Origin of the sequence: Pedobacter sp. (assembly GCF_045627485.1) — a bacterium.
Classification (GTDB): Bacteria; Bacteroidota; Bacteroidia; order Sphingobacteriales; family Sphingobacteriaceae; genus Pedobacter.
Genome location: NZ_JAZQNU010000201.1, coordinates 1 through 14199 on the forward strand (window position 1 = coordinate 1; position 14199 = coordinate 14199).

The following is a 14199-nucleotide window of genomic DNA, read 5'->3' on the forward strand; positions in this document are numbered from 1 at the left end:
AGTCGTCTTCAATTAAGATTTTATGAGATACAACTACGTTTTTAAATTCGTGATTGATCTTAACAACTTTGAATTCCATTGTTTTACCTACGTAGATATCGTAATCACGGATAGGTTTAATGTCAATTTGAGAACCAGGTAAGAAGGCTTCAACACCCATGATGTCAACAATTAAACCACCTTTAGTACGGCTTTTTACAAATCCGTTGATGATTCTGTCGTTTTCTAGAGCCTCATTAATAGACTCCCATGATCTTTGGGTTTTTGCTCTCTTACGAGATAAGATTAACTGGCCATTTGCATCTTCAGGTGCTTCCACGAAAACGTCAACGGTATCGCCAATTTTAAGATCCGGTGTATCACGGAATTCAGATGTAGATACCAATCCGTCAGATTTAAATCCTACGTTTAATACTACGTCTTTGTTGTTGATTGAAACAACAATACCGCTAATGATTTCACCTTGATTGATTTGATTAAAAGTATCGGTATACATATCCTCGAACTTTTTACGGTCCTCGTCAGAGTATTTACCAAAAACTTTGTCGTCAGCATCCCAATCAAAATCTTGATCTGGAACGGCTAATGATGATTTGATCGCTTCGATCGACATTGTATCAGCTTCTGATTCAATGGTTTCTCTCTCAGTCAGACGCGCGTCTGCACCTTGAAGTTCGGCTTTTTTTGCCTCTAGTTCTTTTTCTGCTAATTGTTTTTTTGCCATTAAAAATTTAATCTCCTTTTCCCGTGAGGGACTACAAAGATACAAAATTTATTTTATTGACTAAATTTTTTTGATAAATGTTATTGATTTTGAAGTGCTTGTATAAAACTTAGATGCACTTCTGTGATATTTCTTAAAATTCCAGAATTGTTCCTTTATCTTTAACTAAATATAAAGGTGATGGTGTATACTAACTAACTGTCTGAACGAGCATTTTGACGATTAATATATACTCATAACTACCTTACATGAAAGAGATACTTAAAATCGGCCTCGATTCCGCTGCGCCTTTTCCTATGCATACGGACTTTCATGCCGATAGGTTCGAGGGTTTTGAAGTGGATTTAATGAAACATATTGCCGGACATTTAAATTTTGACCTGCAATATGAAACTTCCTTATGGAAAAATATTCTCGAACGCCTGTATAAAGGGCAGCTCGACATGATCTGTTCCGCCGTAACCATGACTCCATCCCGTCAACGGATCCTTGAATTTAGCATTCCTTATTTACAATTCCGACTTTGTGCCGTGGTTAACCACGATAATGCATTCCATACCATGGTGGGGTTCGAAAACAGTATAATTGGTATTCGTACAGCGACCGAAGCGGAAAAGTATATTATGGAAAAATTTCCGAGTCATGAGATGGTGCATGCCGACCGTAACGTGGATCTCTACAAAATGCTGCTCAATAAACAGATTGACGTGCTCATTGACGATTCCCCCATTGCAGGTGCCTTTATTAAGAAGTATCCGCAACTTGAAATCGGCATGTTCCTGCCTAACACCCATTCTCAATATGGTATTGCCATGAAAAAGGGTGATCTGGCGCTTCGTCTTCGCATTAACGACACCTTAATAATGCTTAAGGAAAATGGTGTGTACCACCAGTTGTATAAAAAGTGGTTTAGCCAGATTGAACTCTAATTGCTTGTAGAATCTGAATGTTGGGTCTCCAGAATTTCTTTCAATTGTAATAGCCTGTCATAAAAGCTTTGGTATGCCCTGATGTGCCCATGTGCCTTTACCGTAATCACGTGGCTTTTAATAAATTTGGGAAGGTCAATAATTTTGGTAGCTTCATTCAAATACACCGATTCTGGCAAATCAATTCCCTCAAAATAGGCTTCTAGTTCTTCAATGGTCATAAATACAAAGATAATAGATTCTGGCCTGAACTTTTACCCAGGCCAGATGTTCCTGCTTTTAAAAAAGTGTGTTATGCCAGAACTTCCAGATTTACAGCTCTTCAGTCGCAACCTGCATCAAAAACTTGCAGGTTTGCAGTTGAATGAAATTGATGTGCCGGTATCCGGCAAACTAAATGTGCCTAAATCCACGTTAGAAAAGGCTATTGTTGGCCATACCCTCAAGTCCGTTAAACGGGATGGTAAGACCTTACATTTTATATTTGATAACGGTCATACGCTGCAACTGCATCTGATGTTAAACGGCGAGTTGGTGTTAGGGGAGGAAACTCCTAAACATACCATCATATCTTTCCGATTCAGCGATGGAAGCAAAGTATCACTTACTGATTTTCGCAAAATGGCTAATGCCACCCTCGATCCTGAGCCATCCAATGCCCCTGATGCACTCGAGGTTGATGCAGAATTTTTTGAAGCGTTGTTAGGTACAAAGAAAACCGCTATCAAAAACATTCTTCTCGACCAGCAGCTGATCCGGGGCATTGGCAACGCTTATGCGGATGAAATCCTGTGGCAGGCGCGTATCTCACCTTTTTCAAAGGCCGATCAAATTCCAAAAGCTAAAATTAAGGAGCTGAGCAAGGCGGTAACAACCGTGCTCCAGGATGCCGAAAAGCAATTGATAAAATCACATCCTGATATCATTAGTGGGGAAATCCGTGATTTCCTGAAAATCCATGGCGCAAAAATTAAGGAAAGCCCTACAGGTGCACCTGTGCTTATGAAAAAAACAGGTTCGCGGAAAACCTATTACACCGATGAACAAACGCTTTTTGAATAAGCACTAGTCTTTCCATCCCCCACCCAGGGCCTCGTATAAGTTTACAATTGCCTGCAGTTGTTGCAGCCTGTCGTTCACGCCACTTAATTGTGCAGCAAGCAAATTCTGTTCAGAGGTGAGCACGTCGGTGTAATTTGTTGCCGAGCTGTAGCGCAGTAATTCTTCAGTAAACTCAACTGCCTTTTCCAAAGCAGCCACCTGTTTAATACGCGAAGATTCTTTTTCAAGGGCCATCTGGTAAGCATATAGGGAGTTTGAAACCTCCTGACCAGCATTTAACAGGGATTGTTGGAAATTATTTAAGGCCTGGATTTGTAGTGACTGATTGCGGATGAGGTTTGCACGGTTGCTGCCTCTGGAGAAGATTGGTTGCGTTAATCCGGCCATCAGGTTATAAAAAATGGACCTGTTAAAGAAATTTTTAAGTTGCAGGGAAGATAAACCCCCAGAGGCACTCAATGTTAAGCTGGGGTAGAACATGGTTCGTGCAACATTGGTATTTTCAAAGGCACTCCTAAAGGCATATTCCGCTTCTTGTACATCCGGGCGGTTGGCCAGTAATTGTGCTGGTACACCCACTTGCAAATCTTTAACCGATTGTTGATCGCTAAGTTTATTGCGGTTAATTGGTCCGGGGGGGCGTCCCAATAACACGCTTAAGGCATTTTCCACCGTCCTGATGTTCTGTTTAATATCAGGAATCGAAACTTCAGCATCATAACGGCTGGCTTCACTTTGCACCACAGCGGCACCATTAACCACAGCACCTTCTTTCAGGGCACGCATGGTTTCTACATTTTCTATTCTTTTCTTCAAGGTCAGCTCGGTAATGGCCAACTGCTGGTCGTAAGCCATTAAGGTGTAATAGTTATTCGCAATTTCAGCAATGAGGCGTGTTTGTATTGCCCTTCTGGCTGCATCGGTTTGCAGGAAATCGGCTATAGCTGCATTTTTTGAGCTGTTCAGTTTACCCCAGATATCAGCTTCCCACGATGTGCTTAGTTGTAATTGAAAGCTGCTGGTGAGGGTCCTGATATTAATTCCCGGGGGAAAGTTCAGGCTTGCTTCAGATGTTTTGTTTCTGCTGCCATTTACTCCTAAACTTAAATCAGGTAGAAAAGCCAGTCTAGCCTGGCTGAGTGTGGCCTGTGCCTGTACAATATTCTGTATGGCATTTTTTAGGTCGAGGTTCTCTGTTATTCCTTCCTGAATCAGTGCTTTTAAAATAGAATCGGAGAAGAGTTCCTGCCAGGGTAAATTGGCCATGTTAGTGGTGTCGCCTGTTGTGGCTTCACGGTAAAGACTATCTGTTTTTAAGTCGGGTCTTGCGTATTTTTTAGTTACGCCACATGCACTGATCACAAGCACCAGTACCGACAAGGCTAATATCTGCTTCATAATAGGGTCTTTCATGTTCAGGAAGCTAATGGTTCACTATTCCACATCATCGTAGCTTTTTGGTGGTGGGCCGCTTATTTTTTCCTGCAGGGTTTGGAAGAAAATAAACAGGATGGGAATAGCGAATACCCCTATTAATGTACCGATTAACATGCCACCAACGGCACCAGTACCGATAGACCGGTTGCCTATTGCACCTGCACCACTGGCGAACATTAAGGGCAGTAAGCCGAAAATAAAAGCACAGGAAGTCATCAGGATTGGCCTTAACCGCGTATTGGCACCCGCTATGGCGGCCTCCACTATGGGCATGCCTTCTTTTCTTCTGTCGAGTGCAAACTCCACTATTAAAATTGCGTTTTTCGCCAATAGCCCGATGAGCATAATCAAAGAAATCTGCAAATAAATATTGCTGTTTAGCTTGAAGATAATAGAGAAGAGGTAGGCGCCTGCCAAACCGAATGGGAGTGTAAGAATCACTGCAAAAGGAAGGATGTAACTTTCATACTGTGCACTGAGCAGAAAATAGACGAAGATGAGACACAGGATAAAAATGAAAACGGTTTGATCACCAGAAGTAACCTCTTCACGGGTGAGTCCCGAAAATTCATAGCCATAACCTGGAGGCAGGTTTTCGCTGGCAACTTCCCGAATGGCTACAATAGCATCGCCGCTACTATAACCGGGATTTGGGGCTCCATTCACCGATATAGAGCTAAAAAGGTTAAAGCGTGAAATGGACTCTGGCCCATATAGCCTGGTTAAGGTAACAAATGTGGTAATCGGTGCCATGGTGCCATTGGCATTTCGTACAAATATTTTGCTCATGCCTTCCGGGTTAGCCCGGTAGGACGCATCTGCCTGCATCATTACACGGTATTGTTTGCCAAATTTGTTAAAGTTTGACGCATATATTCCCCCATAATATCCCTGAACGGTGTTCAGAACATCGTTTAATTCTAAACCTGCCTCTTTGACTTCGTCTAGATTCACTTCCAAGAGGAATTGTGGAATATTCGGATTAAAAGATGTGGTGGCATATTGTATTTCAGGTCGTTTTGAAAGTTGCGCAAGAAAACTATTGCTAATTTGAAAAAATTGATTGATGGTATGACCACCTTTATCCTGCAGTTGAAATTCAAAACCTCCACTCTGCCCAAAGCCCTGTAAAGTTGGTGGTTGGATAAAGAACACATTAGCCGTTCTGATGCCACCGGTTTTTGCAAACAGCTCACCAATTACATCGTTCACACTCCGTTTACGTTCTTTCCAGGTTTTGAGCCTTATAATGATCATACTATATGCACTACCGGCGCCCGCCAGAAAGTTTTGGCCATCAATACGCAGGGTGTTTTCTACTTCTGGAATGGTGTGGGAAATACTGTCGACTTTATTGGTTACTTGTATGGTACGCTCCAGAGAAGCAGCAGGAGGCAGGCTAATGTTTGCAAAAATAACGCCCTGGTCTTCGGTGGGAACAAATGTAGAAGGTGTAGTTCGCATGAGGTAATAAAGGGCGAAACTGGAGATCAGAATGGCCAGGCCCACCATCCATTTTTTGAAGGAAAAAAAATGTATAGCATTTTTGTATTTCTGAGTGAGACGTTCGAAACCGGCGTTAAAGGCAGCGTAGAAACGTTTTAAGAAACCTTTATGTTCTTCTTCTGTCCCATGAGGCTTTAAGAATAACACGCACAATGCCGGACTTAATGTGAGGGCGTTAATTGCGGATAAAAATATAGATACGGCCAGGGTTATACCAAACTGTTTATAGAAAACCCCCGTAGAGCCGGTAATAAAAGTTACCGGGACGAACACAGCCGCCATGACCAGGGTTATGGAAATGATAGCACCGGAAATTTCATCCATGGCATCGATGGAGGCTTTTCTGGATGAAGTGTATCCCTGATCGAGCTTGGCGTGCACCGCTTCAACCACCACAATGGCATCATCAACTACAATACCAATGGCTAAAATCAGGGCGAAAAGCGTTAACAAGTTAATGGTAAAACCAAACAGGTTAAGGAAAAAGAATGTTCCAATAATGGCAACAGGAACAGAGATGGCCGGAACTAGGGTTGAGCGAAAATCCTGCAAGAAAATAAACACTACAAAGAATACGAGGATGAAAGCTTCGATCAGTGTGTGAATTACTTTTTCGATAGAAGCGTCGAGGCTATCATTCACATTGTACAAAATGGTATAGGATATGCCTTTAGGAAAGTCTTTAGATGCAGCATCAAGTATTTTTATGGAATTGATAATTACATCACGTGCATTGGAACCAGGGGTCTGGCTAACGGCCATACCCACTGATGGTTTTCCGTTGGTTTCGGTTAAAGAGTTATAATTCAAAGCGCCCAGTTCTACCCGTGCAATATCTTTCAGCCGTAATATTTGCCCGTTATTTTCTGATCTCACCACAATGTTTTCAAACTCTACGACTGTTGTTAAGCGTCCTTTATATTTGATGACATATTGAAAGGCCTGGTCGCTGTTTTCTCCAAACTTACCCGGGGCAGCTTCAATATTCTGTTCGTTAAGGGCATTGGAGACGTCTCGGGGAACAAGCCCGTATTGTGACATGACATCAGGTTTTAACCAGATGCGTAAAGAATAATCGCGCGAACCGAATACCCGGGCATCGCCTACACCGGTCACCCTTTGTATTTGCGGTACAAGGTTAATTTTGGCATAGTTCTGTAAAAAGGTTTGGTCATAGTCAGGATCATCGCTATTAATGGAGAAAATTAATAAGTTACTGGTCTGACTTTTCGTAACAGTTACACCAGCACGTGTAACCTCTTCAGGCAATACACTCGTGGCCCTGGAAACTCTGTTTTGAACATTTACGGCGGCTAGATCAGCGTCGGTACCTACTTTAAAAAAGACATTAATACTGGCCGTACCCTCATTGCTGGAGGTAGAGGTTATATAGGTCATGTTCTCCACACCATTGATTTGTTCTTCAAGGGGGATCACCACACTATTTAATACAACATCGGCATTCGCGCCGGTGTAGCTAGCAGATACTTGCACGGTGGGAGGTGCGATATCTGGATATTGTGCAATGGGTAGTGCGATTAGGCCTATTAATCCCAGCAGCACTATGATCACAGATATCACGGTTGACAGAATAGGGCGTTGGATAAATCTTTTAAACATGACGCTTATTTTAAATCTGCATAGATGCTATTTGCATCTACATCAACAGGTTTTATAGGGGTGCCATCTTTGAGAGAGGCTACCCCTTCAAGGACCACTTTGTCGCCGGCTTTTAAACCTTTATCGACTACGAAAAACAAACCTGCAGCATTGGGCAGAATATCGATGGCAACGGATTTGGCTTTGTTGTCTGGCCCTACTGTAACGGCAAAAAGCTTGTCCTGTACTTCATATGTGGCACTTTGTGGAATCAGGATGGCTGATTTGATTTCATTGGGAATCCTGATGATTGCAGTACTTCCGCTTCTGATGAGACCATTGGGGTTGGGAAAAAGGGCACGAACGTTTGCCGATCCGGTTTCGGTATTAATGATGCCATTTACGGTTTCTATTTTTCCTTTTTTGTCGTAAAGTTTACCATCCGAAAGCACGAGTTGCACCGGAGGCAGGGAGGCTAACTTTTGAGCGTAGGTTTTGCCCTTATCTTCCATATTGAAATTAAGTAGGATTTTTTCATTAATTGCAAAATAAGCGTATACATTACCTATGCTTGATATTACTGTGAGGGGATCTGTGGTATTACTGTTTACCAAACTTCCCAACCGATAGGGAATGGATCCGACTACTCCATTTACAGGACTGGTAACGGAAGTATAGCCCAGGTTGATTTTGGCATTGGCTAATGCCGCCCGGGCTTGTGCCAGGCTGGCCAGACTGGCTTGGTAGTTAAATTGTGCTGATTCAAGCTCATATTTACTTACGATATCTTTTTCAACCAGCGGTTTTACTTTTTCTACGGCAAGCTTGGAAGCACTAACATCAGCTTCGGCACTTTTAATACTGGCCCTTGCAGTGCGTACATCCTGTTCATATTGCGGTGCATGGATGCGAAAAAGAAGTTGACCTTTTTTTACAATGTCACCTTCATCTACATAAATCTTGTCGATATAGCCGTCTACTTTAGGTCTGATTGCTATGTCTTGCTGACCACGAATGGTTGTGGGATAATCTGTGTTTAAAGTGGCGTCTCGAGGTTGCAGGGTTAATACTTTATAAGATTTAATATCGCCCGTCCCGCCACCGGGTCCATTTTGCCCCGTTTGAGTTTTATTGCCATCGCCGCCGCATGCATAGAGGAGGGTGGTAGTTGCGACAATAAAAATCGCCACTTTATTAGTTTTCATAGGTTCTGTATATGTTTCAGACTATCAAGGTTATATGTCGGCAATTCACGATGTTCTACTAACATGAATTTAGGCATAATAATTCATTGAATTATGAAATCATTACAAAAAAAAATGAAGGAACTCCAAAAAAATAAATTAAGATTTAATTTTTTGGAGTTATGTTGATAGAAACGGCTGCACCTTTTGCAAGGCAAAATCCAGTTGCTCCTGTTCAGTGATGGAGGTGTTATCTAAGATGATGGCATCGTTGGCACGTACCAGTGGACTCTCCTTACGTGTAGTGTCGGCGTAATCACGATGGGCAAGATTCTCAAATACTTCTTCCAGGGTGGTTTCCGTATCGCCTTTACTTTGCATTTCATTAAACCTTCTTTCGGCCCTGACCTTAGGGTCGGCAGTCATGAACAGTTTCACCTGGGCATCAGCAAAAACCGTGGTGCCAATATCACGGCCGTCCATTACAATGTTTTTCGATTTACCCATGCGCTGCTGCTGGCGAACCATCTCTTCACGAACCATTTTATTGGCCGCAACTTCGCTTACGTTTTCAGATACGGGCATTTTCCTGATTTCTTCAGAAACTTCCTCACCATTTAGCGTGATGTGACTTTCATAATCTCTGGAATGAAAGTTAAGCTCGATATGTTGTAACGCATCTATCACCGCCTGGGGGTCATTGATGTTTACTTGGTTTCTAATAAAAAATAACGTTACGGCGCGGTACATCGCTCCGCTGTCAATATAAATAAAACCCAATTTTTTGGCTAAAGCCTTTGCCAATGTACTTTTTCCGCATGATGAATAGCCATCAATTGCAATAACCAGGTTCTTTCTCATATGCCGGCAAAGTTAATATTTTCTATTTCAAATCCTTATTTTTGGTGCATGGTCCCTGTAAAAGAAGATATTTTAAAAAATGCACAGTTTAAAACCTCCAGAAGCGGGGGCAGTGGCGGTCAACATGTAAATAAAGTTTCCAGTAAGGTAGAGCTGATTTTAGCTATCAGAGAAGTACCTTTTCTAAATAAGGACGAGAAGGCGCTGGTTGAACAGCGCCTGGCCAACAGGCTTGACCAGGAGGGGGCGCTGCATATCGTATCGCAGGAAGAGCGAAGCCAGTTGTTAAATAAAGCGCACTGTGTTGTGAAGGCGGTAGCATTGCTTAAAGCGGCGTTGCATGTTGATAAGATACGTAAACCAACGAAAATCCCTAAATTGGCTCTTCAAAAAAGATTAGCTGGCAAACAAAACCAAGCTGTAAAAAAAGCGAACAGAAAAAAGCCCCAATGGGATTGAGGCTATTTAGTGTTAGTTAAACCGGTAAAAAAGGCTAATGGTACCATACTGGTGAGCCCTTGCTGCACTTTTTACTTCTTTGGTTTTAAAAAGTAAGCCGAAATCGGCGGAGAAACGACTGGAACTGTAATTAAAGCCTAACTGTTGTGCAAATACTATCGGCTTGACATCAAAAGTAATGGGGCTATTGTGGTTAAACATACTACCCTGTATAGTGGCATCGTAAGCAACCACATTAATTTGTGGTTTAGCATAGAAGAAAACCTCTTTATCTACTAATTTTAAAGTTGTGGCGTTATTTTCAATCTGCGCATGGTAATAAGCCGTATTAAAAAGCTGGTTGATCTTTCCAGCCCTGAACAGTATGCCTGCTCCAGCCCCACTAAAGGTGGTGCCTGCACGTGCATAACCTTCAAAAGTGAAGTCGGTCTGCTGGTTAGCCGAACGTTGTAATAGCTTGATGTATTGTGCAGATAAGTTAAGGGAAAGTTCATCTTTGATCTGGTATTCCCAGCCTTCGGGGTCGTAAAAGCCTACAACGCTGTGTAACAGTTCTTGTCCTTTTTGTGCTAAAGAAGAGGGGCCTGTAGTACCCACCTGCAAGCCTGCTTTCCATGCTTGCTCATCTTTCTTAAACCAGCTCATCACACCTTTGGTAAACAGGTAACCTGCAAATGGGCGATCCTGAGTACTTGGGTTTGGGGCATATCCCGAACGAGGGTTGTACATTTCCTGGCCTATCGCAATTTCGAAAGTTTTCTTTTCCATTTTTTCGCTGAGTAGCTGTTGGTTTAGCGCATGCCTGAAATTGATAAACAAACCGTTTGTATAATAACGGTCCTGCCCCATAAATAGGTAGGCATCGTTGTCGCTGCTAAATCCGAATTCATTTTTGAAAGTTTGGGCTTTCACACTGGGCATGGCAAAAAGGAATAGGGGCAAAAGCGCGTATTTTATGGATTTCATTAATAACGTATTTAAATAAAAAGCCCTGAACAAAGATTCAGGGCTTAAATATATTTATTTATTAAATCTATTTTAGTTTAATGCAGGCTTTAATTTAACAGATAAGTCCTGTGGGTTTTTTACTTTTTCTTTAGTCAACGCCGCATCAATTACTTCGTTCATTTCTTTTACATAATGGAAATTAAGGTCTTTAATATAGCTTTCTTTAATCTCCAGGATGTCTTTTTTGTTGGATGCACATAAAATAATGTCCTTGATATTCGCTCTTTTTGCGGCCAGGATTTTCTCTTTGATACCACCTACAGGAAGTACTTTACCACGAAGGGTAATCTCGCCGGTCATTGCCAGATTAGATTTCACTTTGCGTTGTGTAAAGGCCGATGTTAAGGCGGTAAGCATGGTAATTCCAGCCGATGGGCCATCTTTTGGTGTAGCACCTGCAGGTACATGCACGTGGATATCCCATTGGTCAAACAGTTCATTTCTGATATCGAACAGGTGGGCGTGCGCACGAAGGTAAGCCAGGGCAATAACAGCAGATTCTTTCATTACTTCACCTAAGTTACCTGTTAAAGTTAATTTGCCTTTACCCGGGCTTAAGCTTGCTTCAATGAACAGAATGTCGCCACCAACCGATGTCCAGGCCAAGCCTGTTACTACACCAGCGACTTCATTTCCCTCATAAAGGTCTTTGTCGTAGACCGGCGCGCCAAGTATTCTTTCCACATCCTCCGCGTTAAGATTAGGTTCATAGGTTTCTCCCATGGCGATTTTTGTGGCTACACCACGCACCAGGGAACCTATTTTCTTCTCTAAGCCACGCACACCCGATTCCCTTGTATAGTCTTCAATCACCTTTTCAATAAGGTTAGCTTTCAAGCTAATGTCCTTGTTGTTAATGCCATGTTGTTCTTTTTGTTTTGGCAACAAGTATTTTTTAGCAATTTCAATCTTCTCTTCGATGGTATAGCCGTTCACTTCTATAATTTCCATACGGTCTAACAAAGCCGGTTGAATGGAATTTAACGAGTTGGCTGTAGCAATGAACAAGACGTTCGACAAATCATAATCGGTTTCAATATAATGGTCGTTAAAGGCACTGTTCTGTTCCGGATCTAATACCTCCAGTAATGCTGATGATGGATCGCCGCGTTGGTCTGAACCTACTTTATCGATCTCATCGAGAACAAATACCGGGTTAGCTGCACCAGCTTTCTTTATGGATTGAATTATTCGCCCAGGCATGGCACCAATATATGTTTTACGGTGACCGCGAATTTCGGCTTCATCTCTGATTCCACCGAGGGCCATCCTTACATATTTACGGTTCAATGCTTTGGCAATAGACTTACCAAGCGATGTCTTACCTACACCCGGAGGGCCAACTAAACAAATAATAGGCGCCTTCATGTCACGTTTCAGTTTAAGTACAGCCAGGTATTCGATAATACGCTGTTTTACTTTTTCTAAACCGAAATGATCCTTGTCTAATACCTTTTGAGCTCGTTTAAGGTCGAAGTTGTCTTTGGTAAACTCGTTCCAGGGTAAATCAAGCAGTAATTCAAGGTAGTTAATCTGGATAGAATAATCTGGCGCAGCAGGGTTCATTCGTCCCATTTTCTCCAATTCCTTGTTAAAATGCTCTTTTACCTGGATAGACCATTTCTTTTTCTTAGCTCTGGCTTGCAAAGCTTCATATTCTAAATCAATAGAATTACCACCTAATTCTTCCTGAATGGTTTTTAACTGCTGGTTTAGGAAATAATCACGCTGTTGTTTATCTAAATCTACACGTACTTTAGATTGAATCTGATTTCTAAGCTCCAGCATTTGTAGCTCCAGGGTCAGCAATTCCATCACCATTTCAGCACGTTCCCGCAAACCTGTCATTTCGAGCATCTTTTGTTTGTCAGTAACATCTGCATTCATATTAGAAGAGATGAAGTTGACTAAAAAGGATGTACTCTCAATGTTTTTCAGTGCAATACCTGCCTCACTGGGAATATTAGGTGATAGCTGAATGATTTGCGAAGACATTTCCCGAATAGAGGCTATTAATGCCTTAAATTCCTTATCAGGTTTTTCCTTCGTTTCTTCAAATTTCTCAATAGTTACTTTAATATAAGGCTCATTTTGCACTTCTTCCAGTAACCTGAAGCGCTGTTTACCTTGTATAATCACAGTGGTATTGCCATCGGGCATTTGCAGCATCTTAATAATGTGTGCTACGGTACCTACTTTATTTAATTCGTCGAAGGTGGGATCTTCAATGCTTGCGTCCCGCTGCGAAGCCACACCAATAATACGGTCGGCTTTATAAGCTTCTTTAATTAGTTTTATCGATTTATCACGTCCTACAGTGATAGGAATAACAACACCTGGAAAAAGAACGGTGTTTCTCAATGGTAAAATGGCAAGTACATCTGGCGTTTCCTCATTATCCATCTCTTCTTCGTCTTGTGTGGTCATCAATGGAAAAAATTCGGTGTCTTCATTTATAATGGGAAGTGCATTGCCAAAATTAAGCTGATCTTTTATATTCATTAAAAATCTTTTTTATATATGTTAAGCGACAAGTTGACAGTATGTCGCCTTTTGGATAAACTATACGGTCTCTATCACCTAAATTCAACTCTTGTGCCAAACCTATATTTAATGTTAAAAAGGCAGGTGTGCAATATTTTTTTGTCTAAAATCATAATTTCAATAATTAAGCGTTTTAGTTTTAATTCTTAAATGGTACAATAGTTGCCTAATATCTATCTTATTTATAACTTTATTTTTTTTAATAAAAATTTTGATGAACTATTCCAAACAAGTGTTTTTGCTTTTATTCATGTTTACGTCTGCTACAGCGGTATTTGCACAGAGTGGATATGACAAATTAGGGATGCAGGCCATGATGAAAGGCGATTTCAAATCTGCGGTTAAACAACTGGAAAAAGCAGGGGTAAAAAGTCCTAATAATACGAATGTCTTAAAGATGTTAGGTTATTCCTATTACCAGTGTGGAGATTATGACAATGCAATTTCTACTTACACTAAACTTATTTCCTTAAAGCCTACTGACTATTCGGCTTACTATTACAGGGGAAAAGCCAGACAGAACATCGCAAATGATCCAAAGGAATCTTTAAATACAATGCGCGACAATTTCTATTTGTCGGCAATTAAAGATTTCTCTAAAGCTATTGAGATAAATGGAGAGGAAGATGCGCAATTGTTACAAAACAGGGGTATTGCCTACAAAGACTATGCAATCTTTAAATCGTTTAAGATTAAAAAGAAAGCAGAAAAGACCGCTTGTATTACTTTGTTTAACAGTGCATTGAGCGACTTCCAAAAGATTCTGGTGATCCAGCCTCAACGTAAGGATATCATCTCGTTGATGGATTATGTGAAAGCACAGGTGACCAGTTTAAAGTAGTTAAGGGTTGAAAAGGGGCTAAGGCCTTAAAATTCATAAAAAAAG

Annotated in this window: 12 protein-coding genes; 4 read left to right on the top strand and 8 right to left on the bottom strand. The window is 41.3% G+C overall.

Annotation, left to right across the window (positions count from 1 at the left end; all coding sequences use genetic code 11):
• On the bottom strand, positions 1 to 724 hold a 724-nt coding region (locus ACR2F3_RS15865), incomplete at its 3' end, for a S1 RNA-binding domain-containing protein (protein ID WP_432710968.1).
• A gap of 248 nt (positions 725 to 972) precedes the next feature.
• Between ACR2F3_RS15865 and ACR2F3_RS15870 the strand changes: the two genes are divergently transcribed.
• Positions 973 to 1653 (top strand): substrate-binding periplasmic protein, encoded by a 681-nt coding sequence (locus ACR2F3_RS15870; protein WP_432710969.1) that lies wholly within the window; start codon positions 973 to 975, stop codon positions 1651 to 1653.
• Here ACR2F3_RS15870 and ACR2F3_RS15875 read toward each other — a convergent pair.
• Positions 1650 to 1874 (bottom strand): DUF6965 family protein, encoded by a 225-nt coding sequence (locus tag ACR2F3_RS15875; protein ID WP_432710970.1) that lies wholly within the window; start codon positions 1872 to 1874, stop codon positions 1650 to 1652. The genes ACR2F3_RS15870 and ACR2F3_RS15875 overlap by 4 nt on opposite strands.
• A gap of 73 nt (positions 1875 to 1947) precedes the next feature.
• Between ACR2F3_RS15875 and ACR2F3_RS15880 the strand changes: the two genes are divergently transcribed.
• Positions 1948 to 2715 carry a DNA-formamidopyrimidine glycosylase family protein gene (locus tag ACR2F3_RS15880; RefSeq protein WP_432710971.1) on the top strand — a complete coding sequence of 256 codons (768 nt, stop codon included), beginning with the start codon at positions 1948 to 1950 and terminating at the stop codon, positions 2713 to 2715.
• A 3-nt stretch (positions 2716 to 2718) separates the two neighbouring features.
• Here the strand turns inward: ACR2F3_RS15880 and ACR2F3_RS15885 are convergent, their stop codons facing one another.
• The 4 genes from ACR2F3_RS15885 to cmk form a co-directional block, all read right to left on the bottom strand.
• Complete coding sequence (locus ACR2F3_RS15885; RefSeq protein ID WP_432710972.1) at positions 2719 to 4128, bottom strand: efflux transporter outer membrane subunit; 1410 nt, start codon at positions 4126 to 4128, stop codon at positions 2719 to 2721.
• Positions 4129 to 4149: 21 nt separating this feature from the next.
• Positions 4150 to 7278, bottom strand: a complete 3129-nt coding sequence (locus ACR2F3_RS15890) for an efflux RND transporter permease subunit (protein ID WP_432710973.1) — start codon at positions 7276 to 7278, stop codon at positions 4150 to 4152.
• A gap of 5 nt (positions 7279 to 7283) precedes the next feature.
• Positions 7284 to 8462 (bottom strand): efflux RND transporter periplasmic adaptor subunit, encoded by a 1179-nt coding sequence (locus ACR2F3_RS15895; protein WP_432710974.1) that lies wholly within the window; start codon positions 8460 to 8462, stop codon positions 7284 to 7286.
• A gap of 159 nt (positions 8463 to 8621) precedes the next feature.
• On the bottom strand, positions 8622 to 9302 hold the full coding sequence (gene cmk / locus ACR2F3_RS15900; protein ID WP_432710975.1) for a (d)CMP kinase: 681 nt from the start codon (positions 9300 to 9302) through the stop codon (positions 8622 to 8624).
• A 48-nt stretch (positions 9303 to 9350) separates the two neighbouring features.
• Here cmk and ACR2F3_RS15905 point away from each other — a divergent pair, with 48 nt between their 5' ends.
• Positions 9351 to 9761 carry an aminoacyl-tRNA hydrolase gene (locus ACR2F3_RS15905; protein WP_432710976.1) on the top strand — a complete coding sequence of 137 codons (411 nt, stop codon included), beginning with the start codon at positions 9351 to 9353 and terminating at the stop codon, positions 9759 to 9761.
• A 12-nt stretch (positions 9762 to 9773) separates the two neighbouring features.
• On the opposite strand, the gene ACR2F3_RS15910 is transcribed toward ACR2F3_RS15905, so the two are convergent.
• A complete protein-coding gene (locus ACR2F3_RS15910; protein ID WP_432710977.1) occupies positions 9774 to 10727 on the bottom strand; it encodes a lipid A deacylase LpxR family protein in 954 nt (317 codons plus the stop codon).
• Between the two features lie 72 nt (positions 10728 to 10799).
• On the bottom strand, positions 10800 to 13271 hold the full coding sequence (gene lon, locus ACR2F3_RS15915; RefSeq protein WP_432710978.1) for an endopeptidase La: 2472 nt from the start codon (positions 13269 to 13271) through the stop codon (positions 10800 to 10802).
• Between the two features lie 256 nt (positions 13272 to 13527).
• Between lon and ACR2F3_RS15920 the strand changes: the two genes are divergently transcribed.
• Positions 13528 to 14154: a tetratricopeptide repeat protein gene (locus ACR2F3_RS15920; RefSeq protein ID WP_432710979.1), complete on the top strand. Its 627-nt coding sequence runs from the start codon at positions 13528 to 13530 to the stop codon at positions 14152 to 14154.
• Positions 14155 to 14199 lie beyond the last annotated feature (45 nt).

Bases quoted from the DNA above. Each gene is read 5' to 3' on its own strand.
- ACR2F3_RS15870 (WP_432710969.1), top strand. From the start codon at position 973: ATGAAAGAGATACTTAAAATCGGCCTCGATTCCGCTGCGCCTTTTCCT.
- ACR2F3_RS15875 (WP_432710970.1), bottom strand. From the start codon at position 1,874: ATGACCATTGAAGAACTAGAAGCCTATTTTGAGGGAATTGATTTGCCA.
- ACR2F3_RS15880 (WP_432710971.1), top strand. From the start codon at position 1,948: ATGCCAGAACTTCCAGATTTACAGCTCTTCAGTCGCAACCTGCATCAA.
- ACR2F3_RS15885 (WP_432710972.1), bottom strand. From the start codon at position 4,128: ATGAAAGACCCTATTATGAAGCAGATATTAGCCTTGTCGGTACTGGTG.
- ACR2F3_RS15890 (WP_432710973.1), bottom strand. From the start codon at position 7,278: ATGTTTAAAAGATTTATCCAACGCCCTATTCTGTCAACCGTGATATCT.
- ACR2F3_RS15895 (WP_432710974.1), bottom strand. From the start codon at position 8,462: ATGAAAACTAATAAAGTGGCGATTTTTATTGTCGCAACTACCACCCTC.
- cmk (WP_432710975.1), bottom strand. From the start codon at position 9,302: ATGAGAAAGAACCTGGTTATTGCAATTGATGGCTATTCATCATGCGGA.
- ACR2F3_RS15905 (WP_432710976.1), top strand. From the start codon at position 9,351: ATGGTCCCTGTAAAAGAAGATATTTTAAAAAATGCACAGTTTAAAACC.
- ACR2F3_RS15910 (WP_432710977.1), bottom strand. From the start codon at position 10,727: ATGAAATCCATAAAATACGCGCTTTTGCCCCTATTCCTTTTTGCCATG.
- lon (WP_432710978.1), bottom strand. From the start codon at position 13,271: ATGAATATAAAAGATCAGCTTAATTTTGGCAATGCACTTCCCATTATA.
- ACR2F3_RS15920 (WP_432710979.1), top strand. From the start codon at position 13,528: ATGAACTATTCCAAACAAGTGTTTTTGCTTTTATTCATGTTTACGTCT.